Origin of the sequence: Acinetobacter piscicola, from assembly GCF_002233755.1 — a bacterium.
In the GTDB taxonomy this organism is placed as follows: domain Bacteria; phylum Pseudomonadota; class Gammaproteobacteria; order Pseudomonadales; family Moraxellaceae; genus Acinetobacter; species Acinetobacter piscicola.
This window is the reverse complement of record NZ_NIFO01000004.1, coordinates 171,366-197,652: the sequence shown is the minus strand read 5'-3', so window position 1 is coordinate 197,652 and position 26,287 is coordinate 171,366. Positions and strand designations below refer to the sequence as shown.

Annotated in this window: 23 protein-coding genes; 11 read left to right on the top strand and 12 right to left on the bottom strand. The window is 38.2% G+C overall.

Going from position 1 to position 26,287, the window contains the following annotated elements; all coding sequences use genetic code 11:
• Positions 1–16: 16 nt before the first annotated feature.
• From CDA10_RS09305 to CDA10_RS09295, 3 genes are all read right to left on the bottom strand, one after another.
• Entirely contained in the window at positions 17–1,033 is a 1,017-nt protein-coding gene (locus tag CDA10_RS09305) for a DUF4062 domain-containing protein (RefSeq protein WP_089605347.1), read from the bottom strand.
• A 111-nt stretch (positions 1,034–1,144) separates the two neighbouring features.
• Complete coding sequence (gene murI / locus CDA10_RS09300; protein ID WP_089605346.1) at positions 1,145–2,023, bottom strand: glutamate racemase; 879 nt, start codon at positions 2,021–2,023, stop codon at positions 1,145–1,147.
• A 48-nt stretch (positions 2,024–2,071) separates the two neighbouring features.
• Positions 2,072–2,683, bottom strand: coding sequence for a DUF1285 domain-containing protein (locus tag CDA10_RS09295; RefSeq protein ID WP_089605345.1), 612 nt, complete (start codon positions 2,681–2,683; stop codon positions 2,072–2,074).
• A gap of 202 nt (positions 2,684–2,885) precedes the next feature.
• Between CDA10_RS09295 and CDA10_RS09290 the strand changes: the two genes are divergently transcribed.
• The gene (locus CDA10_RS09290; protein ID WP_089605344.1) at positions 2,886–4,598 is read left to right on the top strand and encodes an electron transfer flavoprotein-ubiquinone oxidoreductase; all 1,713 of its coding nucleotides are present in this window, start codon (positions 2,886–2,888) and stop codon (positions 4,596–4,598) included.
• Positions 4,599–4,747: 149 nt separating this feature from the next.
• Here the strand turns inward: CDA10_RS09290 and tusA are convergent, their stop codons facing one another.
• Entirely contained in the window at positions 4,748–5,005 is a 258-nt protein-coding gene (gene tusA, locus CDA10_RS09285; RefSeq protein WP_089605343.1) for a sulfurtransferase TusA, read from the bottom strand.
• A 183-nt stretch (positions 5,006–5,188) separates the two neighbouring features.
• Here tusA and CDA10_RS09280 point away from each other — a divergent pair, with 183 nt between their 5' ends.
• Positions 5,189–6,028: an HlyC/CorC family transporter gene (locus CDA10_RS09280; RefSeq protein WP_089605342.1), complete on the top strand. Its 840-nt coding sequence runs from the start codon at positions 5,189–5,191 to the stop codon at positions 6,026–6,028.
• Positions 6,025–7,584 (top strand): apolipoprotein N-acyltransferase, encoded by a 1,560-nt coding sequence (gene lnt / locus CDA10_RS09275; protein ID WP_089605341.1) that lies wholly within the window; start codon positions 6,025–6,027, stop codon positions 7,582–7,584. Before CDA10_RS09280 ends, lnt begins: the two co-directional genes overlap by 4 nt.
• Positions 7,585–7,651: 67 nt before the next feature.
• Here lnt and CDA10_RS09270 read toward each other — a convergent pair whose 3' ends face one another.
• Positions 7,652–7,990 (bottom strand): tRNA-binding protein, encoded by a 339-nt coding sequence (locus CDA10_RS09270; RefSeq protein WP_089605425.1) that lies wholly within the window; start codon positions 7,988–7,990, stop codon positions 7,652–7,654.
• Positions 7,991–8,079: 89 nt separating this feature from the next.
• On the opposite strand from CDA10_RS09270, the gene CDA10_RS09265 reads away from it, so the two are divergent.
• Entirely contained in the window at positions 8,080–8,502 is a 423-nt protein-coding gene (locus CDA10_RS09265; protein WP_089605340.1) for a GFA family protein, read from the top strand.
• 58 nt (positions 8,503–8,560) lie between these two features.
• On the opposite strand, the gene CDA10_RS09260 is transcribed toward CDA10_RS09265, so the two are convergent.
• From CDA10_RS09260 to gspF, 3 genes are all read right to left on the bottom strand, one after another.
• On the bottom strand, positions 8,561–8,896 hold the full coding sequence (locus CDA10_RS09260) for a hypothetical protein (protein ID WP_089605339.1): 336 nt from the start codon (positions 8,894–8,896) through the stop codon (positions 8,561–8,563).
• 280 nt (positions 8,897–9,176) lie between these two features.
• Positions 9,177–9,605 carry a type II secretion system major pseudopilin GspG gene (gspG, locus tag CDA10_RS09255; RefSeq protein WP_407640370.1) on the bottom strand — a complete coding sequence of 143 codons (429 nt, stop codon included), beginning with the start codon at positions 9,603–9,605 and terminating at the stop codon, positions 9,177–9,179.
• 58 nt (positions 9,606–9,663) lie between these two features.
• Positions 9,664–10,869 (bottom strand): type II secretion system inner membrane protein GspF, encoded by a 1,206-nt coding sequence (gene gspF, locus CDA10_RS09250; protein WP_089605337.1) that lies wholly within the window; start codon positions 10,867–10,869, stop codon positions 9,664–9,666.
• 154 nt (positions 10,870–11,023) lie between these two features.
• Between gspF and CDA10_RS09245 the strand changes: the two genes are divergently transcribed.
• From CDA10_RS09245 to CDA10_RS09220, 6 genes are all read left to right on the top strand, one after another.
• Positions 11,024–13,249, top strand: a complete 2,226-nt coding sequence (locus CDA10_RS09245; RefSeq protein WP_089605336.1) for a primosomal protein N' — start codon at positions 11,024–11,026, stop codon at positions 13,247–13,249.
• Positions 13,250–13,407: 158 nt separating this feature from the next.
• Positions 13,408–15,300, top strand: a complete 1,893-nt coding sequence (locus tag CDA10_RS09240) for a monovalent cation:proton antiporter-2 (CPA2) family protein (protein ID WP_089605335.1) — start codon at positions 13,408–13,410, stop codon at positions 15,298–15,300.
• 95 nt (positions 15,301–15,395) lie between these two features.
• A complete protein-coding gene (gene hslO, locus CDA10_RS09235) occupies positions 15,396–16,271 on the top strand; it encodes an Hsp33 family molecular chaperone HslO (protein ID WP_089605334.1) in 876 nt (291 codons plus the stop codon).
• 247 nt (positions 16,272–16,518) lie between these two features.
• On the top strand, positions 16,519–17,466 hold the full coding sequence (locus tag CDA10_RS09230; protein WP_089605333.1) for a DnaJ C-terminal domain-containing protein: 948 nt from the start codon (positions 16,519–16,521) through the stop codon (positions 17,464–17,466).
• A 38-nt stretch (positions 17,467–17,504) separates the two neighbouring features.
• Positions 17,505–17,843 (top strand): chaperone modulator CbpM, encoded by a 339-nt coding sequence (locus CDA10_RS09225; RefSeq protein WP_089605332.1) that lies wholly within the window; start codon positions 17,505–17,507, stop codon positions 17,841–17,843.
• A 132-nt stretch (positions 17,844–17,975) separates the two neighbouring features.
• The gene (locus CDA10_RS09220; RefSeq protein WP_089605331.1) at positions 17,976–18,245 is read left to right on the top strand and encodes an HP1242/YdcH family protein; all 270 of its coding nucleotides are present in this window, start codon (positions 17,976–17,978) and stop codon (positions 18,243–18,245) included.
• Between the two features lie 7 nt (positions 18,246–18,252).
• Here CDA10_RS09220 and CDA10_RS09215 read toward each other — a convergent pair whose 3' ends face one another.
• From CDA10_RS09215 to rpsO, 3 genes are all read right to left on the bottom strand, one after another.
• A complete protein-coding gene (locus CDA10_RS09215; protein WP_089605330.1) occupies positions 18,253–19,485 on the bottom strand; it encodes a magnesium transporter CorA family protein in 1,233 nt (410 codons plus the stop codon).
• A gap of 151 nt (positions 19,486–19,636) precedes the next feature.
• Positions 19,637–21,724, bottom strand: a complete 2,088-nt coding sequence (pnp, locus tag CDA10_RS09210) for a polyribonucleotide nucleotidyltransferase (protein WP_171333973.1) — start codon at positions 21,722–21,724, stop codon at positions 19,637–19,639.
• Positions 21,725–21,979: 255 nt separating this feature from the next.
• A complete protein-coding gene (rpsO, locus tag CDA10_RS09205; RefSeq protein WP_010111798.1) occupies positions 21,980–22,249 on the bottom strand; it encodes a 30S ribosomal protein S15 in 270 nt (89 codons plus the stop codon).
• 364 nt (positions 22,250–22,613) lie between these two features.
• On the opposite strand from rpsO, the gene CDA10_RS09200 reads away from it, so the two are divergent.
• Entirely contained in the window at positions 22,614–23,912 is a 1,299-nt protein-coding gene (locus CDA10_RS09200; protein ID WP_089605328.1) for a serine hydrolase domain-containing protein, read from the top strand.
• Between the two features lie 553 nt (positions 23,913–24,465).
• Here CDA10_RS09200 and recD read toward each other — a convergent pair.
• Entirely contained in the window at positions 24,466–26,214 is a 1,749-nt protein-coding gene (recD, locus tag CDA10_RS09195; protein ID WP_089605327.1) for an exodeoxyribonuclease V subunit alpha, read from the bottom strand.
• Positions 26,215–26,287 lie beyond the last annotated feature (73 nt).

Below are 26,287 nucleotides of genomic sequence, written 5' to 3'. Positions count from 1 at the left end.
AAAATTCTAGACCGTACTAAATGATCGATGAACGTTGACTAATTCGCTGATAACTTTCCAATAGCTTTAAACATTTTTCAGTCATCTGCCACAACATACGTTGACGATCATCGCGACCTACAGGCGTAATCCAATCATTTTGGCGCATCTGCTGTTTTATCGTATGTAATGAACGAATATTAATTTGAGCTCTAGACACAGCATGTGCTCTAGGCATAACAACTTGAGCGTCTGTTAAGCCTGTATTATTTAAATATTCATTCAACACCTTAGAAAAGAAATCTTCTGGTGTAGGTTGTCGAAACTCAATTGATAAAATTTTTAATAATTCTGCCCAAGTCATTTCACGAACTGGCGATAACTCTTTGAAATTACCATCCTGATAGGCATGCATTCGATAATCAAAAGTAAAAGCTTCATGTAAAGAAACTTTAGGCAAGGTTAAAAATGGATCAGCTTCACTCTTACCGTGTTCCACAGTAACTTGTGCCAATTTAGCCTTCAAACGATCAATTTCATCTTGTAAAACTTGAATATTTTGAGGTCTTACCCAACCAACAACAGGATAACGCTCTAACATTTGCGGCATATAAGAACGAACAGCTAATTCTAAATCTCGCAATGTACGATAGGTCACCACCTGTTCAACTTCTTTTTGGAGTTGATGCCTAAAATCTTTAAATTTTTCTTTTAAAATAGGCACTTCATCTTTTAAATGTGTTTCGCGCGCATCTGGGTTTTCATGCATAAATACAATGATTGGCTTCTGCTTAGTCACTGCATAAATATATTCTAGGTGCATATAACTCACACCAGAAACAGATTGCTCACCATACTGACTGCCTAAAAGTAGTAAGACATAATCACAATCATCAATTTGGCGACGTGCAAATGCTGTACTCAAAGGCGTGCGTTGTTCTAATCCCCAAGAAAAGAATCCCATTCCAATGAGCGTTTGTGAAACGACCATTCGTTCTGGCTGCATATCTTTGCCAGATGTTGTAATAAAAACTTGATACCGTTTATCGAGCATAGGCTAACCCATTTTTGTCACACTACTCGTTTAATTCTTCCATGAATTATTATCGGAGTAATATGCCCTACACTTATTAAAAATTTAAAAATCTATTCAATATTGAAAGAATTAGACAAGTTTATCAACAATATTTTCTATCGACCATGTAATATCTGGTTGGATTAGATGTTTTAAAACCATTTCTAACTCTTTCGCATTTTGCCCACTGACAAAACATCGCAATCTGGTCTTATCAACTGGTGCGATTTTCAATATTAACTCATTTTTAAGTAAAATACGTGCCGTTTGTCGTGCCACTGCCGATCCTGAATCCACCAAAGTCAATTGATTTTCATACAAAGATTGGATCGCTGATTTTAAAAACGGGTAATGTGTACAACCTAAAACCAAATGATCCGCATTTTTTTCTACAATCGGATCTAAAACTCGCCTTAGACTATCTTTACATTCTGGGCTATTGTACAAACCGTCTTCGACATACGGCACAAGGTCTAAGCAGGTTACATTGAGAACTTCAACTTGTGAGGGTTCAGCAAAACGTTGGATCACATCCTTGATTAACTGCCCTCTAAACGTTGCTGGTGTTGCCAAAACAGCAACTACTTTACTTTTACTTTGTAAAACAGCGGGCTTCAACGCAGGAACTAAACCGATGATCGGAAAATTTTCCCCATAATGCTCTCGTAAATAGTCCAAACTAAATGCTGAAGCCGTATTACAAGCCACAACTGCAATTTTACAACCTTGGCGATACAACCACTCGATTGCATGTGCAGTTAATTCACGGATATTTTGATCTGAACGCGGCCCATAAGGCACATGAGCCGTATCTGCATAATAGACAATGTGTTCATTGGGTAAATAATTGGCAATTTCTTGGGCAATGGATAAACCACCTATTCCTGAGTCAAAAATACCTATAGGGGCATCTGCCGTCGCTTTCGGCATTGGATTTTCTAAAGGATATAAAGGAAGAATGGCGTTCATTTGATCCACTATTTTGTATGAGTCAAAAACAATAGCTAAGCTTAAACTTCAAGTGCCCAATTGCAAGTGAAAATCACCACTTTGTATAGATAAAATGGTGTTGTTTTGTTCATTTTCAAGTAATTCACCGTACTCAATCAAATGGAAAAAAGCATGTCTTTGAATGAGTGCATTGATTCCAAAACGGACATGTACGTATGGACGCATATCCCCCTGAAACTCACGCATGAAAATAGGATGTTCTTTGTCAACAAGAATCACATCTTGATTGGTTGTAGTGAGTTGTAAATAATTCTGTCCGTCAATCTCAATTTGATCGATTTGATTCACCAACAAAGGTTCATCTTCAACCTCTATTTCAATCTGTTCGACTGGTGTTTTTAAATAAAACTTGCCTTGTTCTTTCCAAAGCACTTTACTAAACAGATCCAAAAGGGCTTGTCGTTTGATCAATTGACCTTCGTGCCACCATTCTCCATTGGCTTTTACCGTCAAATCCATTTTGCCACAATGCTTTGGATGCCACTGCTCTAAAGGTGGAATTGACCTTTTGTGACTCGAGTGTGCATCTTTTAAGTATTGTGCAATACTCATTAAGTTTTTATTATCAGCACTAGGCTGATTTCGAACCTCTGATGTTGAATTATTTTGATTTACCATGGCTTATACCCTGCTGACTAAAAAATAAGACGACTCAGCCAATTGGCTAGATCAAGGTTTGAAACTATACTAACGCAAAATATATTATCGATACGAGCGTTAATTCGTATCACGGAATTTTTAGAACACTCACGGCAGCACCGCTTTATTATTTTCAATAAATGTATACGGTTGCCACCCTTTGAAATATGAGGAGTCCTACATGGAACACATCGAACGTGAATCGATGGAGTTTGACGTAGTCATCGTAGGTGCAGGCCCTGCTGGTCTTTCTACTGCGATTAAAATTCGTCAATTAGCGATTGAAAACAACCTTCCAGACCTTTCTGTTTGTGTGGTTGAAAAAGGCTCTGAAGTTGGTGCGCATATCCTTTCTGGTGCTGTACTTGAACCACGTGCCATGAATGAACTTTTCCCAAATTGGAAAGAAGAAGGCGCGCCTTTAAATGTTCCTGTAACTGAAGACAAAACATATTTCTTAATGTCTGCTGAAAAGTCGCAAGAAGCACCGCATTGGATGGTGCCGAAGACGATGCACAATGATGGCAACTATGTCATTTCATTAGGTAATGTTGTTCGTTGGTTAGGAACAAAAGCAGAAGAACTAGAAGTCTCTATCTTCCCAGGTTTTGCTGCTGCTGAAGTCCTTTATCATGAAGATGGTACCGTTAAAGGTATCCAAACGGGTGATATGGGTATTGGTAAAGATGGCGAACCGACTCACAACTTCACACCGGGTTATGAGCTACATGCCAAATACACCATCTTTGCTGAAGGTTGTCGTGGTCATTTAGGTAAACGCCTGATTGCAAAATATAATCTCGATGAAAAAGCTGATCCACAACATTACGGGATTGGTATTAAAGAACTTTGGGAAATCGATCCTGCAAAACATAAACCAGGTTTGGTGATGCATGGTTCGGGTTGGCCATTAGCTGAAACAGGTTCTTCTGGTGGTTGGTGGTTATATCACGCAGAGAATAATCAAGTGACTTTGGGGATGATCGTAGATTTATCTTACGAAAACCCACACATGTATCCATTTGCTGAAATGCAACGCTGGAAAACACATCCTCTCATTAAGCAGTATCTTGAGGGTGGTAAGCGTATTTCTTATGGCGCACGTGCTGTTGTCAAAGGTGGCTTAAACTCTTTACCTAAATTGACATTCCCAGGCGGTTGTTTAATTGGTGATGATGCAGGCTTCTTGAACTTTGCCAAAATCAAAGGCTCTCACACTGCCATGAAGTCTGGTATGTTGTGTGGCGAAGCTGTATTTGAAGCGATTCAAGCAGGTGTAGGTAAAGGTGGTGATTTAGCCATTGCACGCGTAACTGAAGGTGAAGATTTCTTTGCTAAAGAATTGACAGCTTATACTGACAAATTTGAGAATAGCTGGTTAAAAGAAGAGCTATATCGCTCTCGTAACTTTGGCCCAGCGATGCATAAATTTGGTTTATGGATGGGTGGTGCATTTAACTTTGTCGATCAAAATATCTTTAAAGTACCGTTTACATTGCATGATTTGGCACCTGATTTCAGCTTATTGAAAACTGTAGATGTGGCTACATTCAAACCAAATTATCCAAAACCAGATGGTAAAATCACCTTTGACCGTTTGTCTTCAGTATTTGTATCCAATACAGTACATGAAGAAAATCAGCCAGCACATTTGAAGTTGATTGATCCTACAATTCCAGTTCGTGTTAACTTACCAAAATGGGATGAGCCTGCTCAACGCTATTGCCCTGCTGGTGTTTATGAAATCATGGAAAATGATGATGGTTCTAAGCGTTTCCAAATCAACGCAGCGAACTGTGTGCATTGTAAGACTTGTGATATCAAAGATCCTTCACAAAACATCATTTGGGTAACACCAGAAGGTGGCGGTGGTCCAAACTACCCGAATATGTAATTTATTTGTAATAAAAAATCCCTTCATTGTGAAGGGATTTTTTTATGGTTTATCAAAATCTTTTAAACATTAAGCATCTATGATGAGCGCACATTGTATTCTTTTTAAATTACGGTTTTAGCATCCCAATCACCTTTACAATTGGCTCACTAACCCTTCTTCACCAAATAATGAAACTCTTTATTTCCTGAATCATCCAAAACTTCTTCTTGTAAAATTAATTCATGCCCAAGATGCATACAAAATTTAGGAATATCCCATGATGTTGAGTTATCTGTTGCAAACACCTCAACTACATCACCTGATTTAGATTTACGGATTGCTTGATGCAACATCATCACAGGTTCAGGACAACGCAAACCACGAGTATTTAACTGAATGCTCGGTGTAGGCAACTGTTCAGACATGCTAGGCTCTCAAAACGGGAAAAATAGAGCGCAAATTTTAACATAAACACGAATAATCGATAAGACTTGTATGTCCATTGCTATATGATGCATAGATTCATCACTTTAAGAGATAGACATCTGCATTTTCTTCGGTATGATAAAAATTCATTTATTAGATATTCAGCGTCTTTAGGAAAGATCATGCACGAGGAATCAGGCCCATCATGGGGAATGCGTGGCTTACGCAAATGGTTAGGTACTGCACCCGAAACCCGTGATGAACTGTTAAAATTAGTACAAGATTCACGTCGTTTTTTAGAACCTGACACAGTGGCAATGTTAGAAGGCGTATTAGACCTTCCTGCAACCAAGATTCGTGAAGTCATGACTCCACGAACGGCGATGGTAAGCTTACAAGAAGATGATCAATTATTAGATATTTTGGATATTCTTATTGAATCTGCGCATTCACGCTTTCCTGTTTTCTCGGCAGACCAACCTGAAAATGTGGTTGGTATTTTATTAGCCAAAGATCTTTTACCCTTTTTAACGGATCGTTCATCTGTAGTAGATGTACATTCTTTAATGCGCCAACCCTTATTTGTTCCAGAAAGCGCTCGTTCAGATCAAGTCTTAAGAATGTTGAAGAATACACAAACGCATATTGCAATTGTGATTGACGAATATGGCTCAACCGCTGGACTGGTCACTCTAGAAGATATTCTAGAGGAGATTGTCGGTGAAATTGAAGATGAGCATGACAATGTCGATGAAGAAGCTCAATTTATTATTCCAGATACATCGCATAACACACCTAACACATGGTTTGTTCAAGCACTTACACCAATCGAACATTTCAACAATGTTTTAGATGCTGATTTTTCTGATGATGAAGTAGAAACTGTTGGCGGTTTATTGCTTCAAGAAATTGGTTTAGTGAGTGATCTACAAGGTCAAGTGATTGAGCTTGATGATTGGGTATTCACCATTATTGAAGCAGATGCCCGCACTATTCATCTGATTCGAGCTGTACATAAATGAGAGCATACTTCGACAAACTGCTAAATCCATCACAACAACAAGCACAGCTTCCCTTTATATTCCCCTTACTCATTTCACTGGTTTCAGGAGCAGTGTTTAGCTTAGCACTAGCACCTTATTATTGGTGGTGGTTAGCCATTTTGTCCCCTGCATTGCTTTATGCATGTTTAAAGGGAAAATCGCCTAAGCAAGCTTTTGCATTGGGTTGGAGTTATGGTTTTGGCTTATGGTTTGTCGGTGCTTTTTGGCTCTATACTTCAATACATGTTTATGGCGATACCAATGCCGTTTTAAGTGTCTTAATGATTGTCATCATGGCACTTTTAATGGGCTTATTTACTGCAATCCAAACTTGGGCATATCGTCGTTTCTTTCCTGAAACACCACTCACCTTTGCACCACTTTGGGTGTTATTTGAATGGTCTAAAACATGGGTATTTACAGGGTTCCCATGGTTATTTGCAGGTTATGCCTTTACAGAACGTTTCTTAGATGGCTACGCTCCTCTTTTTGGGGTATTTGCCGTTTCCTTTGTGGTCATTCTACTTGCCAGCGCGCTGGTTGAAATCCTCAATAAAAAAGTGTTTTGGATTGTTCCATCTGCCTTGTTATTACTGGGTGCATGGGGTGCTTCTTATATCACTTTTGTGCAACCCAAAGCAGAGAAGCCACTTTCAGTTTCACTCATTCAAGGCAATATTCCGCAAGATTTAAAATGGTTGACTGAATACCAAGTTAAAACCCTTGAAATCTATATCAATCTTAGCCGTACCGAATGGGGACGTGATCTGATTGTTTGGCCAGAATCTTCAATACCGTTGTTCCAAACAGATATTGAGCAGTTTTTGGAACTTATGGATCAACAAGCTAAAGATTCAGGAACGGCGTGGGTCACAGGTATCCCCTATTGGGACTTAAAAGAGTCTCAACAAAATGGTTACCCCATGTATTACAACAGCATGATGGCTTCAGGTGCTGATTCTTCTGGGCTTTATAAAAAGCAACGCCTCGTACCATTTGGTGAATATATCCCATTATCGGGTCTATTAAGTTGGGTACTTCCTGCCTTGCAAAATGATCCTTCAATGAGCGGTTTTTCTCGCGGTGCAAGCGATCAAACACCCTTTAATATTAAAGGTCACAAACTAGCCGCAGCGGTTTGTTATGAGGTTGCCTATCCAAATCTTACACGTCGTAATGCAATCAATAGTGACTTTTTAGTGACCGTTTCCAATGATGCATGGTTCACAGGTACAGCAGGGCCTTTGCAGCATCTTCAAATGGTTCAGATGCGTGCTAAAGAAAACGGTCGTTGGTTTATTCGAGCAACCAATACAGGTGTGACAGCATTTATTGACCATAATGGTCATATCGTCAAGCAAGCACCTGTAGACAAAAAGGCCGTACTTCGTGGCGAATTACCTGCCATGCAAGGTGAAACCTTATATACCCGTTTAAGTGATTGGCCAATTCTAGGCTTCTCTTTATTGTTACTTATTTTAGGTTGGATCTATCGTCCTAAAAAAGTTGATATTAGCTTTAAATCTAGACGTTAATTCACATAAATCCTCTCTCCTTTTTTAAAGGCGAGAGGATCGATTCAGAATTGAGATTAAATAAAAACTAAAGTAATTTCGTCCCCAAAGGCACATCCAAATCAGGTACACACAACGCTACATGTCCATCCTTATTATGAAAACCTGTAACTAAACACTCAGACTGAATTGGGCCAATTTGCTTTTTTGGAAAATTCACCACCCCGACTACAAGCTTCCCAATCAAATCTTCAGGTTGATAAAGATGAGTAATTTGAGCACTGGATTTTTTAATACCAAGCTCTTCACCAAAATCGACCTGTAAAATATAAGCAGGATTCCGCGCTTTTTCAAAAACCTCTGCCTGAATAATTTTCCCTACACGTAATTCTACTTTTACAAAATCATTCCATTCGATCTGTTGCATCGTTTCACCGTTCATGTTTTTATCTTGAATTGATATTTATTCTAAATAAATTTTATAACAACAACTTCACATAGAACGGACAAAAGATCATGCTAAAAGGACAATGTTTATGTGCTTCAATACATTTTCAGGTCAATAAAAAAATTGAAGCAATATACCAATGCCATTGCAGTTTATGCCGTAGACAATCTGGTACACACGCCAACCATGCAACACTAGTTAAAGCAAATGACTTTGTATGGCTTACTGGTCAAGACAATATTTCTACATATAAGAAAGACACAGGTTTTACTTCATCATTTTGTAAGAAATGCGGCTCACCTGTACCAAATCAAGTTGGACACACCAATTTTATTTGGATTCCATTAGGACTTATTGACGATGAAATTTATCCGACCCAACATCTAAATTTCTGCTTAAGTTCAAAAGCAAACTGGGAAAAAACTTATATGAATTCGATAGATTATCAACATCTACCAACATGGGATGAAACTGCTGATATTTTCAAATAATCTACGCTAAACAAACAAAAAACCGAAGATATCCTCGGTTTTTTAGATCAGCAGGAGCTTAAATCTGTGTTGCTAAATATGACAACATAGATGCTAAAGATAGCATTGGAACATAACGGTAAATCTTAACGAAGTATTGTTCTAATAACGATGAGAATTCAGTTTTTAAATGCACAACCGTTATATTTAAAGCGCTATAAAAACTTAAAATCGTTAATGCACTAAATACACTAATGGCCATAAAACCAATCATGATCTGACTGCTGGCATCTGCGCCTTGCCAAATATCAAGAAAAAACTGGCTAATGGGTAATAGACTCAAAATTAAAAGAACAGATTTCAGCATCATCCAATGAAACTGGCTGATTTCATCTGATAATAATAATGCTTTCATCACGTTCTCCTTAGTAATTCAAATTACCTTAGAATCTATTATGCAAGCTTTCTATTAAATAAAAAGTCTATTTTTATCCTTAGTTTAACTTTCTTGTAACTATTAAATATGGGAATAATTCTTATTATAACTCTCAAATAACATATTTATAAAAAATTCAATATATTCATTAGTTTAAGTGTTTTAATTAAATAAGAAAGATTATCACTTCGCTCAACATTTATTAACTCGATTAAGCGAGGTGATTAATACTATAAAACAATTCTAAAATAATCTTTAATTATGGCTGATAATAAACATCTGCATCATTTGCCTCACCGCCTTCCTTACCATCCGCACCAAAAGAATATAAATCAAACTTACGACCTTCAGAACCTGGAATCACGTATTGAATATCATTTTCCCAACTGTCTTTTGGATATCCACCTTTGACATAACCACCTGGTAACCAATTTTTAGCCGTTGCAGGCTGATTTACCAATGCATCCAAACCACCTTCTTGGGCATTTGGATAATGTCCATTGTCCAACTTATATTGATCTAAAGCACCAGCAACACCTTTTAAAGTAATTTTAGTGGTATCTACTTTGGCTTTTTCTCCACGTCCCATCACGTTGGGTACGATCAGAGCAGCAAGAACACCTAAAATCACAATCACAACCATGACTTCGATTAATGTAAAACCTGACTGTTTGCTTTTATTTAACATGCGTTGCATCCAAAATCTCTCTCAAATTTCGTTATAAAAATAATAAAATATCGTCCGCTTAGATCATATTGTTCATATTGACGATTGGCAACATCACCGCAATCACAATAACCAAAACAATACCCGCCATGAAAACCAACATTAAAGGTTCTAATAAAGCCAGTAAGGTTGAAATAAATGAAGATACTTCACGATCTTGCATATCCGATGCTCGACTCAACATTCGATCTAATTCACCAGAAGCTTCACCACTTTTGATCATTTGTACCATCATTGGTGGAAAGTAACCACAGCGTTCCAATTGAGTTGCTAGGTTTCCACCTTCTGTGACTTTCTCTGCCGCGATATTTACAGCATCACGTATCACCCAATTGCTACTGACTGCTGCACCAATTTTCAATGCATCCACCAAAGGTACGCCAGATTGAGTCAAAATAGACAAGGTACTCGCGAATCGTGCTGCATTTATACCACGCGATAATTTACCGAATAATGGCAATCTGAGTGTTAAACGATCAAAAGCATAATGCCCAGCTGAAGTACGCAGAAAACGTATTAATAGAAATATTCCGACCACGCTGGCAACCAACATAAATGGCCAAGCTTGGCGGATCAGCTCACTGGCTTTCATTAGAGCAACAGTAATCCACGGCAATGCTTGCTTACTCTGATCAAATGTTTTGACAATATCTGGAACCACATAGGTCATTAAGCCCATGACGATCGCAAAAGACATCAGCATGAGAATGATCGGATAAATCATTGCACCTTGAATTTTCTTCTGCATCGCAAAACGATTTTCGGTGTAGTCTGATAATTGATCCAGGATTAAATCCAAATGCCCTGATCGCTCACCTGCCGCCACTGTTGCAATGTATAAATCTGGAAAACTTCCAGTTTGTTGCATCGCTTGAGCCAAAGAATGCCCTTCCAAAACTTTAGAACGTGCTGAAAGCAATAGGTTTTGTACATGGGCTTTTTCACTTTGCTTAGCCACAGCACGTAACGCCTCTTCTAATGGAATAGCAGCCGCAACCAACACGGAAAGCTGACGTGTCATAAGGGCTAAATCATAGGCAGAAAATTTGCGCTGAAATAACCCTGAAGTTTTGTTTTTGTCTTTTTGCTCAACAGCATCTACAGTTACAGGAATAAGTTCTTTATCCCGTAATTGTTGGCGAATCTGGCGTGCTGAATCTCCCTCTAACACACCTTTTTGCTGTTTTCCAGAAGTGTCTATCGCAGTAAACTGATATGCTGGCATTATTATGCTCTAGTTTTCCAAAATTTTTTGATTACGCTGTTGCGTCAAACCCTAAAAATCATTCATATTTATGTCTATAAATGATGATCACACTCTAACATAAGCCGAATCTGTACACGATACAATTTCATCACTGAGCCATTGAATATTATATATGCCGAACACAATTGATACGCCACAACACATTCACCGTATTCAGGTTGCTGTTCCTGTTTATTTGAACGACTGTTTTGACTATCAAGTCAGTGCTGAACAATATGCTCAAGCAGAAATCGGAGCACGTGTTGCCGTTTCTTTTGGCAGGCAAAATCTTGTGGGTATCATTGTCAAAAAAATTGCATTGGATGAACCTATAGACTCACATTTCAAACTCAAATTCATTACTGAGTTATTAGATGATCAAACGATTTTAGACAGTAAAGTTTTAAGTTTACTGACATGGTCTGCGCAATATTATCAATTTCCAATAGGTGAGGTCATTCAAACAGCTTTACCTACATTATTGCGTCAAGGCAAACCCTACAATCTTTTAGCAAGAATGTGGAAAGTTTTGGATTTAAATGCTGAAGACAAAGTAAAACGTTCTGAAAAACAACAAGAAGCATATAAAATTCTAAAATTACACCCTCAAGGTACGCATGAAAATATTCTTAATTTAAGTGGTATTGAAACAGCAACATTGAAAGCACTTGAGAAAAAAGAAATCGTCCGTTGTGATTTAGAAGAGCAAAATTTCAAACCTGAACCTGTGCAATTGGCGCAAATGCCATTAACACCGAATGAAGACCAGAAGAAAGCCATTCAAACCATTTTAAAAGCGCAGAATAAATACCAAGCCTTTTTATTGGATGGTTTAACAGGCAGCGGTAAAACAGAAGTCTATTTACAAGTCATGCACGAAGTGCTTAAACAAGGCAAACAAGTTCTTGTTTTAGTACCAGAAATTGGTTTAACCCCACAAACCATTAGCCGTTTTCAATCACGCTTTCACTGCAATATTGCGCTACTCCATTCAGGTTTAAACGACACTAAACGCTTACAAGCTTGGCAACATGCACAAACTGGAAAAGCTTCTATTATTCTTGGAACACGTTCTGCAATTTATACGCCCCTACCCAATTTGGGCTTAATTATTTTAGATGAAGAACATGATCTTTCATTTAAACAACAAGAAGGTTTTCGCTATCATGCACGTGATGTCGCCATGTACCGTGCGCATCTTGAAAACTGCCCGATCATTTTAGGTTCTGCGACACCAAGTATTGATAGTTATTATTTGGCGCGCCAAGAAAAGCTGACACGTATCGAGTTAAATCAGCGTGCAGGCACAGCGGTCATGCCTAAGATGCATATCATTGATTTAAAAGTCGCTAAAAAACAAAATGGTCTAAGTGATGCCTTAATCACTGAAATTAGAAAACGTTTAGAGAAAAAAGAACAGGTTTTAATTTTCTTAAATCGACGTGGTTATGCACCTGTTCTCATTTGTGAAAGTTGTGGTTGGCAAGCCAATTGCCCACATTGTGATGCACATTTCACCTTACACCTTAAACCTTATCAGCATTTACATTGTCATCATTGTGGCACAATTAATCGCTTACCTGATGCATGCCCTAAGTGCAATCACACCCAATTAAAACCGATTGGAATGGGTACTGCCAAAGTTGAAGAAACATTAAATGAACTTTTCCCAAACTTCCCTGTGCTTAGAGTCGATCGCGACTCGACTAGTCGGGTAGGAAGCTGGCAACGCATTTATGATCAGATTCAAAAAAGTGAACCCACTATTTTACTGGGCACACAAATGCTTGCCAAAGGACATCATTTTCCTTACGTGACTTTGGTGGCTATTTTAGATGTAGATGCGGGTTTATTGAGTGTTGATTTCCGTGCGACTGAGCGTACTGCACAATTGATCATTCAAGTTGCAGGGCGTGCAGGACGTGGTGACAAAAAAGGCGAAGTTTATCTACAAACACTACGCCCAGATCATCCACTGTTAAATACTTTAATTGAAAAAGATTATCGTGCATTTGCCAAACAAACCTTAAAAGATCGTCAAGTCGCTTTATTACCACCTTGCCGTTATGCCATTTTGATTCGTTGCGAATCTAAAAATCAGGATGAAAATCTAAAATTTCTCACTGAAATGACACAATTACTCAGACAAACTTCTGAAGACAATTTGATTGATATTTGGGGGCCAATTCCTGCTCCAATGGAGCGTAAAGCAGGTCGTTACCAAGCGCATGTTGTATTGTTATCTCAAGATCGTGCAAAAATGCATTTCTATATTCGCCAATGGTGGCAAAACCTTTTGCATCAAAAACCATCGAATATGAAATTGACGATTGATGTCGATCCTCAAGAATTGAGTTAGCAGATTAGTATTGTTTTTGCATAAGAATGATTTAGAACTCATTTCCAAAGATAGCGATCACAGCTGGATTTAAAAGAAAATTACCACATAAATAGCTCAAAATCGGTCACAAAACCAAGTTACAATTTCGATAGAAGAGAAAGACAAAAGGCGCATGGATGTCACTGTTATTACAAATTACCATTTTCCTTGGTGCAGCTCTATTACTGGTTCCTTTGGGTAAAAAATTCGGGATTGCCACAGTACTCGGTTATTTATTTACAGGAATCATACTTGGCCCTAGCGTATTTAATATTGCCAATGATCCTGAAGAGATCATGCATCTTGCCGAATTTGGTGTGATTCTACTGATGTTTTTGATTGGTCTAGAGCTTCGTCCGCAGCGGCTTTGGGAAATGCGCCAATCCATTTTTGTTATGGGAACATTGCAAGTCGTTGTAACAGGACTGGTCCTGATGGGAATAGCATATCTGCTTCTCCAACAGTCTCTCTCTGCAAGCTTCGTGATTGGATTTGCCCTTGCTCTTTCTTCTACAGCGTTTGTCTTGCAACTGCTTGCAGAAAAACAACAACTCAATACCACGCATGGTCAGCAATCTTTCTCAATATTACTTTTTCAAGATATTGCAGCAATTCCATTACTTGCAATCATTCCCATACTGGCAGGTGGTGAGTCTACTCATCACGGCGTCGCTTACTTTGCAGCGATCATTGCGACATTCACAGGTTTATTTTTATTCAGCCGTTATGTGATGCGCCCTTTTTTCCGTTTTGTTGCGAACAGTGGAGCAACAGAACTGATTACAGCGGTTGGACTTTTCATTGTCCTCGGTGTTGTTCTACTGATGGATTTTATCGGATTAAGCACCACACTAGGCGCATTCCTCACGGGTGTTTTATTAGCAGATTCAGAATTCCGTCATGAATTAGAAGCCAGTATTGCGCCATTTAAAGGCTTATTACTCGGTCTATTTTTTATGACTGTGGGTATGACCACACAATTGTCTTTAATTGTTGATATGCCGTTATTGATTATCGGTGGAGCACTTGCTTTGATCTTGATCAAAGCATTGGTGATGTTAATCATTGCACGCCTTAAAAATATGAGTTGGTCAAATAGTTTTATGGTTGCTGTGTGTTTGGCTCAAGGCGGTGAATTCGCATTTGTGGTACTCAATGTTGCTAAAAGTGAAAAAGTCCTTACTCAAGCCATCATAGAACCGATTACTTTAGTCGTCACACTTTCTATGGTAATGACACCGATCTTCTTCTGGTTGGTGAATAATAAAATTGTTCCCTTGCTGAATAAAGGAATTGAACCTGAATATGATGATATTCCCAATCAACACCCTGCGTTAATCATTGCAGGTTTTGGTCGCGTTGGACAAATTGTTGCGCGTTTAGCACGTGTGCAACATTTTAAATTTACGGCGATTGATAACAATTTACAAAGAATCGATTTTGTTCGCCGTTATGGTGGAACATTATATTATGGTGATGTGACTTTGCCTGATCTATTGCGTTCGGCAGGTATTGAACATGCTAAAGTTTTTGTTTTAGCAATAGATGATGTTGAAGATTCAATGAATGTTGCACGCCATATTCGCTTGAATTATCCAAATCTAACATTATTAGCTCGTGCACGTGATCGTCACCATACACACTTATTACGTGATTTAGGTGTTAAGCATATTTGGCGTGAAACCTATCTAACCTCACTCGGTATGGGCTATCGCATGCTATGTGAATTGGGTGTTTCTAAAACTGATGCCTACAACAGTATTGAGTTATTTCGAAACTACGATGAGGAGCTTTTATCTCGACAGCAGCATATTTATGCAGATGAACAAAAGGTGTTTGAAAGTTACAAGAATTTCTTGTCAGAACTTGAACATTTATTTGAGAGCGATACCCAAGCTTCGACTCAAGATCCAAGTAAATTTAAAGATGATCCAAATCAAGATGAATCAGGGCTTGAACGTGTTCAAGCTTCACATAACGATCAGGATCGGATCAATGTCACACGAGATAACGACAATTCACCCTTATAAAAAAACAGGTTTTTTCTTATAAAATGATTTTTAAATAAGATGAAACTTGTGATTTAAAATATCGTCACCATCTAAGCAGGGATTTGGAGAATTTTATGTCTGATTTACGTCAACGCTTTTATATTGAAGATAGTCCTGTGCGTGGTGAAGTTGTGCATTTGGAAGAAGCACTACAAACGATTTTGGCACAACGAAGCTATGCGCCTGCTGTGCAAATCCTTTTAGGTGAAATGCTCAGTGCAACCGCATTATTAGCCAGTACATTAAAAATCAAGGGACGTATCAGCTTACAAATTCAAGCTGAAGGCACATTTAAATGGGCAATGGCTGAATGTAATCATCTCGGTGATGTTCGTGCTTTAGCAGATTACGAAGAAGATCCTCGTTTTATGCAAGGCGAAGACAGCCGAGCTGTGTTATCTGCTTTGATTAAACCCATTTTATTTATCAATATCGAACCTGAATTTGGTGAGCGTTACCAAGGGATTGTTGCTTTAGACCAACCGACTTTGGCAGGTTGCTTGATGCAATATTATGATTTATCTGCTCAAATTCCAACTCGAATTGTTTTGGCAAGTTCTGCACAGCGTTCAGGTGGTTTACTGATTCAATTATTACCACGTAATAATGAAGAAGAACAACAACGTGTAGATGAAGACTTGTGGCCTCGATTAACCATGCTCACAGAAACACTTAAAACTGCAGAATTAACGGATTTAAGTGCACAAGAAATTCTATACCGTTTATATAACGAAGAAGAAGTGCGTTTACCAGAAGTTGAACAATTGCAATTTAATTGCACATGTTCACGTGATAAATGCAAAAATGCTTTAATTCAAATTGGCCTAGATGCTGTAAAAGAAACACTAGAAATCCAAAATCCAATCGAAATGGATTGCCAATTCTGTAATAAGAAATATCAATTCACAGCCAAAGAATCCTTGGATCTCTTCGGTGAGCATTTAAGCTAATCAATGAATGCTTTGACTCCGAAATAAGTTGAATTAAAAAACTTATTTCGGACTAGAGTATCCAATACCTCAACATATAGACTGTTTTCCGCTACGCATAAGCCATCAAGTTTCTTGGGATCTAAATCCCCCATTCAATTTCTCCAATAGATAACTTTTGAAACAATAACAACACCAATCGCCTCTTCCATCTTGTTCAAAAAAAGCATAAAAATAGAATAAAGCTAAACAAATAATGACTTTAAATATGGCAAAAAATTTCTATGAAGAACTAGGTGTCGCTAAAACAGCAACCCCCGATGAAATTAAAAAGGCTTATCGCAAATTAGCAAGAAAATATCATCCTGACGTGAGTAAAGAAGCCGATGCCGAAGAAAAAATGCAGGCCATCAATGTGGCTTATGACACACTCAGTCATGAAGAAAAGAAAAAACAATACGACTTTGAGTTAGAACATCCACAAAGTTTTGCTGGATTTGGGCAAGGACAAGGCTCAGGTGGATTCGGTGATGGGCAGTATTATCAAAATGCTCAAGACTTTAGTGGCTTTGAAGATTTATTTGGTCGTTTTGGTGGAGGTTTTGGCGGTGGTCAACAACATGATTTTGGTCAACGCAGTTCTAGACAACAAAGAAGCTATAAAGGCGAAGACCAACACGCAAGTATAGAAGTGCCGATTAATGTTGCATATGAGGGTGCGACACAAAGTATTACGCTACAAATTCCAACCTATAATGCCTACGGCGAACCTGAAGTTCAACGTAAAACTTTACAAGTTAAAATCCCAAAAGGAATGAAAGAAGGACAACAAATTCGCCTTTCTAAACAAGGCCAAACAGGGGTTAATGGTGGAGAAAATGGTGATTTATACATCGAAATTCAATATCAAGATACAGACCGTATCCGTGTTGAAGGTGCAGATGTGTATTACACAGTTGATGTCACCCCTTGGGAAGCGGCTTTAGGACAAAGTATCGAAATAGATACACCAGCCGGGAAAGTTAAAGTCACTGTACCTAAAAATGCCAAAAATAATCAACAGTTACGTTTAAAAGACAAAGGTATACCGAATAAAACACCAGGACATTTGTATTTGGTGATTAATATTGTATATCCAAAAGCAGAAAGCGAAACACAGCAAAAAGCTTACCAAGACTTTGCCGATGCTTTCTCACATTTTAATCCTCGTTCATAAAGCTGTATGCAAATTAACAATGTCAAAGGAGAGCAATCATGACAACTATTCAATATCGTGAGATTGTCTATGACGGTTATCAGGATGCAGAAATCGTTGATGAAAATTTAAACCTAGATCTGCGACACTTTGCGCAAGCATGCGGTCAAAGCCCTGAATGGATTTTACAACTTCTTGAATATGAAATATTACCCGCACGCCCTGAAGAAAGAATCCATCAATTTTTTGGTGAAGACATTTCACGTGCACGCCGTGCCTACCGTCTACAACGAGACTTTGAAGCCAGTCTTTCTGCTGTCGCAATGATGATGGATTTAATTGACGAAGTTCAACAATTACGCAAACAAGCCAAACACTTTCACTTTGAATCGCACTAATTCATTTCAAATTGTTAATAGCTAGTGACAGGTTAATATTTAACCTGTCATGATCAGCGGCTTATTCTTGATGTTTTGCTAAGTTGTTTTTGCTAATCGATTAAAATCTTTTACAAGAGGTGACGTGCTACTATGAATTCCAAGCTAATGAATAAAAAGCTCAAACACATGTTTCCTGAACACAGAGAGCTGATGTGTAGTTTAAAACAAGAAGATCCACATTTTGCCAAACTTTTGACAGATCACGATCAACTAGATCGTGAAATTAGCCAACTTGAACTTGATCCCATTAATCATATTCATACAGACATTGAACAACTCAAACGTAAAAAATTAAAATTAAAAGACCAGCTTTATCTTATTTTACAAAGAGCGATTCAGGTTAATCCTGAAACAGGATAACCGTCAATTATTTCAGTTTAGTGATTTTTTCAACTTCTTTCATGGTCTGTTTAATCGGCTCGTAGCTTAAAAACCAAAGTAGGTCAACGCGTTGGTTTTTATGTTGTTGAGCCAACATATCAATGACACTTTTCTCTCCCCGTCCAACCAAATGTCGTCGATAAAAGTACACGATCAGGATCATGGTACACATCAACATGACCATTAACATCATCCAAAAACCCATTGGACTTTTTAACCCTGGAATAAATTCAAAATTCATTCCATACACACCTGTTAACAATGTTAATGGTGCAAATACAGCTGTAATAATGGCAAGTATTCGCATATTTTCATTGGTTTGATTGGCTATAGCAGAAAAATGTAGATCAATTGCGGACTGTATTGCATTACTCAAACGTACTGTATATTTCTGAATTCGTTCAACATGACTGACGAGATCATCCACACGAACGAGCATAATATCTTGTTTCTCAGTCTTTTTCTTTCCCTTCAAATGGGAATAATTCTCTACAATTTCATCTCTGAGTTCTTGCAAGGCATCAATCTGTTCTTCGCACAAATTTTCGATTTGTTGAAAGCCTAAGTTTTCTTGAAAAAGTTGGTGCCATTTGGCAAATCGGCGGTTACCCTGTAATAATTCTTGTTGCCAAAATTCAACACGTTTTGATAATGGACCACGTAAATCTAAATAGCCATCAATCATAATATTTAACAGTCGTAACGCTAAATCGAGTGGTGTAATTGGTAATTTACGAGGCTTATTTTGTTCATCTATGCTTTTATTCGTGATATTGATGATTCGTGATAGATAGCTCTCAAAAGTATGATTGCCTTTTTCACGTATCGTAATTAAAACCTGAGACGTAAGAATAAAGCTAATCGGTGAAGTTGCTAATCCATAAACACTTTCATATTTGTCAGCAGTATTTTCACCTTTATCAATTTGTTCAATTTGATCATCAGGGGTTATTAATTTACGGAAAATGAGTAAATCATACTCTTCCATCGCATCAAATGCGCAAGGATGATCAATATTTAAAATATCTCGAATGTGATATTCATTCAGATGAATATCAGCGACATCTAAAATCTCTTTTTGCCATTGTTCAGCACGATTCACTACATCTTCACGGGTACAATCAATCCAAATAAACTGTTGTTCCGTTTGGGAGCTGTTCTCTCGCTGTACACAGGTATGATGTTCATCTTGATGTTGAAAAAAATAAAATGTTTGCATAACCGCAATGATTGTTAGTATTTACTCATGAACATCATGCCATAAAAAAAGCCCTGAGCAAGCCAAAGTTATCACTTTGGCAAAGCACAAGGCGGGCTTTTTTTAATAAATCTTCATTCACATGAGTGACCTCATGTGAATATTTAAAATATTATGCTTGGTCTACATCTTTCATGCTTAATTTGATACGACCACGGTTGTCTACATCTGCAACTTGTACTTTAACATCTTGGCCTTCAGCCAATACGTCAGACACATTTGCAACGCGTTCGTTCGAAATTTGAGAGATGTGAAGCAAACCATCTGTACCTGGCATAATGTTTACAAACGCACCGAATTCAACGATACGAATCACTTTACCTACATAGATTTTGCCTGGTTCAACTTCAGCAGTCAAAGCTTGGATTTTAGCAATCGCAGCTTGAGCAGCAGCTTTAGTTTCACCAAATACACGAACTGTACCATTGTCTTCAATATCAATTGCTGCTTTGGTTTCTTCAGTGATTGCACGAATCGTCGCACCACCTTTACCAATCACATCACGGATCTTATCAGGATTGATATTGATCACTTGGAATGTCGGCGCATGCATTGAAATTTCAGGACGAGCACGTGAAATCACTTGATTCATTTCATTCAGGATGTGCATACGACCCGCATAAGCTTGGTTCAATGCAGCTTCCATGATCTCTTCAGTGATCCCTTCAATCTTGATGTCCATTTGAAGTGCAGTAATACCGTTTGCAGAACCTGCTACTTTAAAGTCCATATCACCTAAGTGATCTTCATCACCTAAGATGTCAGAAAGTACAGCAAAGCGCTCACCTTCTTTTACTAGACCCATTGCGATACCCGCAACTGGTGCTTTAAGTGGAACACCTGCATCCATAAGTGACAATGAAGCACCACAAACAGAAGCCATTGAAGATGAACCGTTAGATTCAGTGATGTCTGATACGATACGAATCACATACGGGAAGCGATCTGCTGCAGGAAGAACAGCTTGAACACCACGACGCGCTAAACGACCATGACCAATTTCACGACGTTTAGGGCCTGATTCACGACCAGTCTCACCTACTGAATATGCAGGGAAGTTGTAATGCAGCATGAAGTTATCAGTTTTAGTACCTGACAAAGTATCGACCATCAATGCATCACGTGTGTTACCCAAAGTTGTTGTAACCAACGCTTGAGTTTCACCACGTGTGAACAATGCAGAACCGTGTGCACGACCTAAAACACCAACTTGTACATCGATACCACGAACAGTTTTCGTGTCACGGCCATCAATACGTGGTTTACCTGACAAGATGTTGTCACGTACAGTACGGTATTTAAGATCTTCGAAAAGTTCGTTCACTTCTTCTGCGATACCCGTTTCGTCATTTTCAGGAACGAATTGAGCAACTGCTTCAGCATAAAGTGCATCAAGCGCCGCATAACGGTCTTGTTTCACTGCAATGGTATAAGCTTCAGAAATTTTTGCTTCGAAAGCATCTTTCAATTGAGCTAAAAGTGCTTCATTTTTGCTTGGAGCAACCCAAGTTGATTCAACCGCACCAGCTGCAGCTGCAAATTCTTTGATTGCTTGAATCGCAATTTGCATTTCGTCATGACCGAAAAGTACAGCGCCTAACATTTGGTCTTCAGAAAGTTCTTTCGCTTCTGATTCAACCATAAGTACAGCAGATTCAGTACCCGCAACAACAAGATCAAGATCGCTCTCTTTCAATTGTTCTAAGTTCGGGTTAAGAATATATTCGCCATTGATTAAACCAACACGTGCGCCTGCAATTGGACCACGGAATGGAACACCTGCAATTGACATTGCAGCTGAAGCACCGATCATTGCAGCAATGTCAGCATCCATCGTTTTATCAGAAGAAACAACTGTTGCTGTTACTTGGATTTCGTTATAAAAACCTTCTGGGAACAACGGGCGAATTGGACGGTCAATAAGACGAGAAATTAAAGTTTCAGCTTCAGACTGACGACCTTCACGCTTACCATAACCGCCAGGAATACGACCCGCAGCATATTGTTTTTCTTGATAGTTAACAGTTAACGGGAAGAAGTCCTGACCTGCTTTTGCTTTTGGTTGAGCAACAATTGCAACGAGTACAGTTACGCCGCCCATTGTAATAAGCACAGTATTTGCTTGACGTGCAACACGACCCGTTTCAAGTACTACTTGATGTTGACCATACTGAAATTCTTTACGAATAACATTAAACATTGACATGTATTTTTATTTCCTAGTTCTTTTGAACAGTTATTCTAGTGGAGACCCCTAAGGTTTGGCATTCATTCTAACGCATAAATGACAAAGCTTAGAAGCCGACCTCACTAGACAATAAACACTAATTTTAAACACAAAGAAGGAGCGAAACATTCGCCCCTTCCAATGATCTAGTCAAAGCTAGATCAACTTTAGTTTTCATCAATACAGCATTCAGCATGCAATAATCCGAAAATAAAAGTTTAAATCGAATTAACGACGTAAACCTAAAGCAGCAATCAAATCGCTATAACGAGTAGCATCTTTACCTTTAAGGTAGTCAAGAAGCTTACGACGTTGGTTAACCATACGAATCAAACCACGACGGCTATGATGATCGTGTTTATGTTCTTTAAAGTGACCTTGCAAATCATTGATTTGAGCAGTCAATAAAGCAACTTGTACTTCTGGTGAACCCGTGTCATTTTCAGCACGAGCGAATTTTGCAACGATCTCTGCGCGATCTGTGTTTGTTAAAGCCATTCGATTTCTCCGAGATGCTTATATACTTGATAAAAATCAATTTAATGAAAAACATTAACTTTGACTGCCGTGCATCACTACAGCAGTCGCCTATTTTAAAGGAACTACCCTGAGATTGCAAAATTATCGTACTGATATTTGTCGCTTATCTTCAATACCGACCTTCGTTATTCATATCGGCACACCATTTTTTTGAATGACATTGAGAGGAGAAACAATAAAACCCAAGTCATTTGAATAGTTTGTTCTAAAAATTTCAAAATCATACTTGCACATTTATGATCAAGCTTGGGCAATTAGGACACTGACAATAAAATGTTCTAAAGGCAGACTTGCACATATAAAAAAAATGATGGAATACAATGTGAAAATATTTTCAACCAATACCTGTTATGTGCCTAGGGATTTAAGCACAATTACACAGTCCAAGAATGAAGTAGCTGCAGAACTTGGGGGAATGACTGATCTACAAGTACAGAAAATTTGGCAAAGTATTGAATCTTTATACAAAACAGGGAATCACCCACTGATTAGTGTTTGTATAAGACGCAAAGGTCAAATTATTTTGAATCGCAGTCTAGGTCATGCACAAGGAAATACCGCTGATGGATTAGCAAAAAATGCGGTTATTGCAACACCAGATTCACCTGTATGTTTATTTTCAGCATCTAAAATTGTCACAGCAATGCTGATTCATATTTTAGATGAAACTGGTGAAATCAATTTGCTTGACCCGATTAGCCATTACATCCCTGAATATGCACAAAATGGTAAAAACCGCGCGACGATTTTTCATTTATTGTCCCATCGTGGGGGCATTCCTCGTATTGAAATGGAAGTCACACCTGAATTATTGTTTGATCGTGAACAGATTTTACATCACCTATTTGCAGCAAAACCACTGCTCCCTGCGGGTACTCAGCTTGCCTATCATGCTGTTACCGCAGGTTATGTTTTAGGTGAACTCATTGAACGAGTAACGGGACAAGATATTCGTCAGTTTTTGCATGAACGCATTGAAAAACCGATGGGAATGGACTATTTCAACTACGGCCTCAAAACTGAGTTTCGTGACCAAGTTGCATTGAGTACTGCTACTGGTATTCATCCAAAATTAGGCACTGACTTTTATTTGGATCATGTCTTAGGCGGTGGCTTAGAACTTGCTGTTGACGTGACCAATGACCATCGTTTTATGGATACCATTTGTCCAGCAGGAAATATTTATACCAGTGCTGAACAAGCCAACCGTTTCTTTGAGATGTTGCTCAACGGCGGCGAATACAATGGCAAACGAATTATGAGTCCTCAAACTGTTTTACGAGCAACTTTACCAACTTCAGCAACCAGTATAGATCGTACCCTTTTAGCACCAATGCGCTATGCGCTGGGTCCAATGCTGGGTAATAATCCAATCGGAATTTTTGGTCCACATACTGGGCAAGCTTTTGGGCATTTAGGTTTTTCTAATATTTTGTGTTGGGCTGATCCTGAACGAGATATTAGCGTCAGTATTTTAAATACAGGGAAATCTGTTGTTGGTACGCATCTGAAAGCATTAGCCAATGTTTTATTACAGATTTCTACTCAATGTCCAAAAATCCCAAAAGCACAACGCCGTGCTTTGTTTAGTACAGACCGTACTACCATGGATTTAGTTTAACGTTTAGATTTAAAAAAAATTTAAACAAATGATTGAATAAAAAAAGCCCCAGGATAACTCCTAGGGCTTTTCCTTTTACGCTGTAATTTCTTATTTTGCTTGTTGTTTAATTTATTGTTTTTATTTTCGTGTTTGCTCACGTTTTATTAATGCGGTCCATGTTCTTAATCTTTCGCATTTCCTTATAGTTTCTATTGTGACAGATCTTTTTTCCAACAAAAGTCGTATTTTCCGCATTGTCTTGTAAGAAATATCCGACATTAGGTAAACAGTAAGCATTTGGAAATAAAATTGATAATAAAAAAGCCCTGTAGTCTCTCCCAAAACTACAAGGCTTAGCGGCTGTAAGTTTCCTCTTATTACTTACTTCATGTAAGTTCGCAGTCTCTCGACTTTAACTGGTTATTATTATGCGATTTTACTCAACGATCCTTGCTGAGCTCTTTATGGGGTTCATCATCTCAGAAAGCCATATGAAGCTCTATGCGCTAATATCTCGAATTCATGTAAGTAATTTCGTACATGATGTAAATTAATTACATTTCATTAACAATTAGTTATTTTTATTAATTTTATTAACCAATCCACTCATCCTAATGGTTGCAATGCTCAATGACTGTCTAAATGCATTTTGATCGACCAGTAAACTTACTACAGATTTCGCACGTGTTATTGCTGTGTAAATCAGTTCTTGGCTTAAAAGTTTAGTCGCTGCCGGATCTAAAACCACAGCGGTATGGGTAAATTCTGAACCTTGCGATTTATGTATCGTCAAAACAAAAGCAGTTTGAATGACTTTTGGAAGTCGCGTTGCGGAAATCCATTTATTTAAGCTTGGAAAAAATACTTCAAATTGTTTTGGTTGCTGACGATGTTTAAAGCAAATTCCAATATCACCATTGGAAAGCCCCAGTTGATAATCGTTATAGGTCATCATCACAGGTCGTCCGACATACCAGTCACCTTGTCGGTATAAACTTGGAATCGCTTCAAATAAAGCTTTTTCCATCTCTAAATTTAAAATATTCAGTCCGAACATACCGTGTCGTACGGCGGTCAGTATTCGATATTGGTCAAATGCTTGTGTTACGACATCTATATAATCATTTGAATTTTCTGCATTTAAATATTCTTTTAGACTTTGAAAATAACTTTGAAATCCCCAACTGAGTTTTTGATAATACGAAGCTAAATCAGCTTGTAAAATATCTTCAGGTAAATATTCCAGTTGAATCATATCTTGCATGTCTTGCTGCAAAACAATTGGTTTTAATACTGAAGCCTGTACCACTTGATTTTCAAAATCATTTAATAAGGTGCTTTGCTCTAAATCAGCTTGTTTTTGCGACTGAATAAATTGTGCCATTTTCCCAATCAAAGCATCGCCTTTAAAGCGCTGACTGGTCAGCAAATGGCTTCTATTGTCTTGTAGTGTAGGAACTTGTTGCAAATCTGCCAAAACAGAACCGACATCTACTGAAGCGAGCTGATTGGCATCTCCCAATAAAATCAGTCGACAATGATCTGGAACTGCTTCGAATAATAAAGTCGCCAGATTTAAATCCAACATCGATGCTTCATCAATCACGATCACATCATAAGGTAAGGGTTGTCGTTGATTAAAACGCGGAAGCTGTTGATTGCCTAAACCCAATAAACGATGAATCGTAATAGGATTGAATTGCTCTAAGCGTAGTCCAAACTTTTGTAATTTAGGGTCTAACAACGACTTTTGTAGGGCTTCACCCATACGTTGTGCAGCCTTACCCGTCGGTGCGGCCATAGCAATACGAATATTGGGAATCGCATGATGTAATACGGCAATAATCCGTGCCAAAGTATAGGTTTTACCTGTTCCTGGCCCACCTGTAATGATATTGAAAGCATGATTTGCAACGTTATTTAAAGCGGCTTTTTGATGATGATCAGTCAAAAGATCATCAAAAGGTGCAATATCAATAGGCTGTATCTGCTGTTGTTGTAAACGAAGAACTTGCGTGGCTAAGCGTTGCTCTAATTTCCAATAACGGTACAAATAAAGATATTGTGCATCATAAACAAAAGGTACAACTTGTTTTTGCGCAAGTTCTTCCGATAAAGCTAAATGTCCTAAACTTTGTATATTTTGATCATGCTGAGCAATACAGCTATCACCTTGCAAATTTGCTTCTAGCACCTCTTCAATGAGTAACTTTGCCTGATCGATTTGCTGTTGATCTGTGGAAAACTGCTGTAACAGATACTGACTCCACGTCGCTATCCATTGCGGCGTATGAGTGTCTAAATCTTGTTTATTTTCCACACAGTTATCCTCAGAGTTATCTACAAGGTTTTAAACATGGTTATCCACATGATAACCATATGTTAATAAAAAG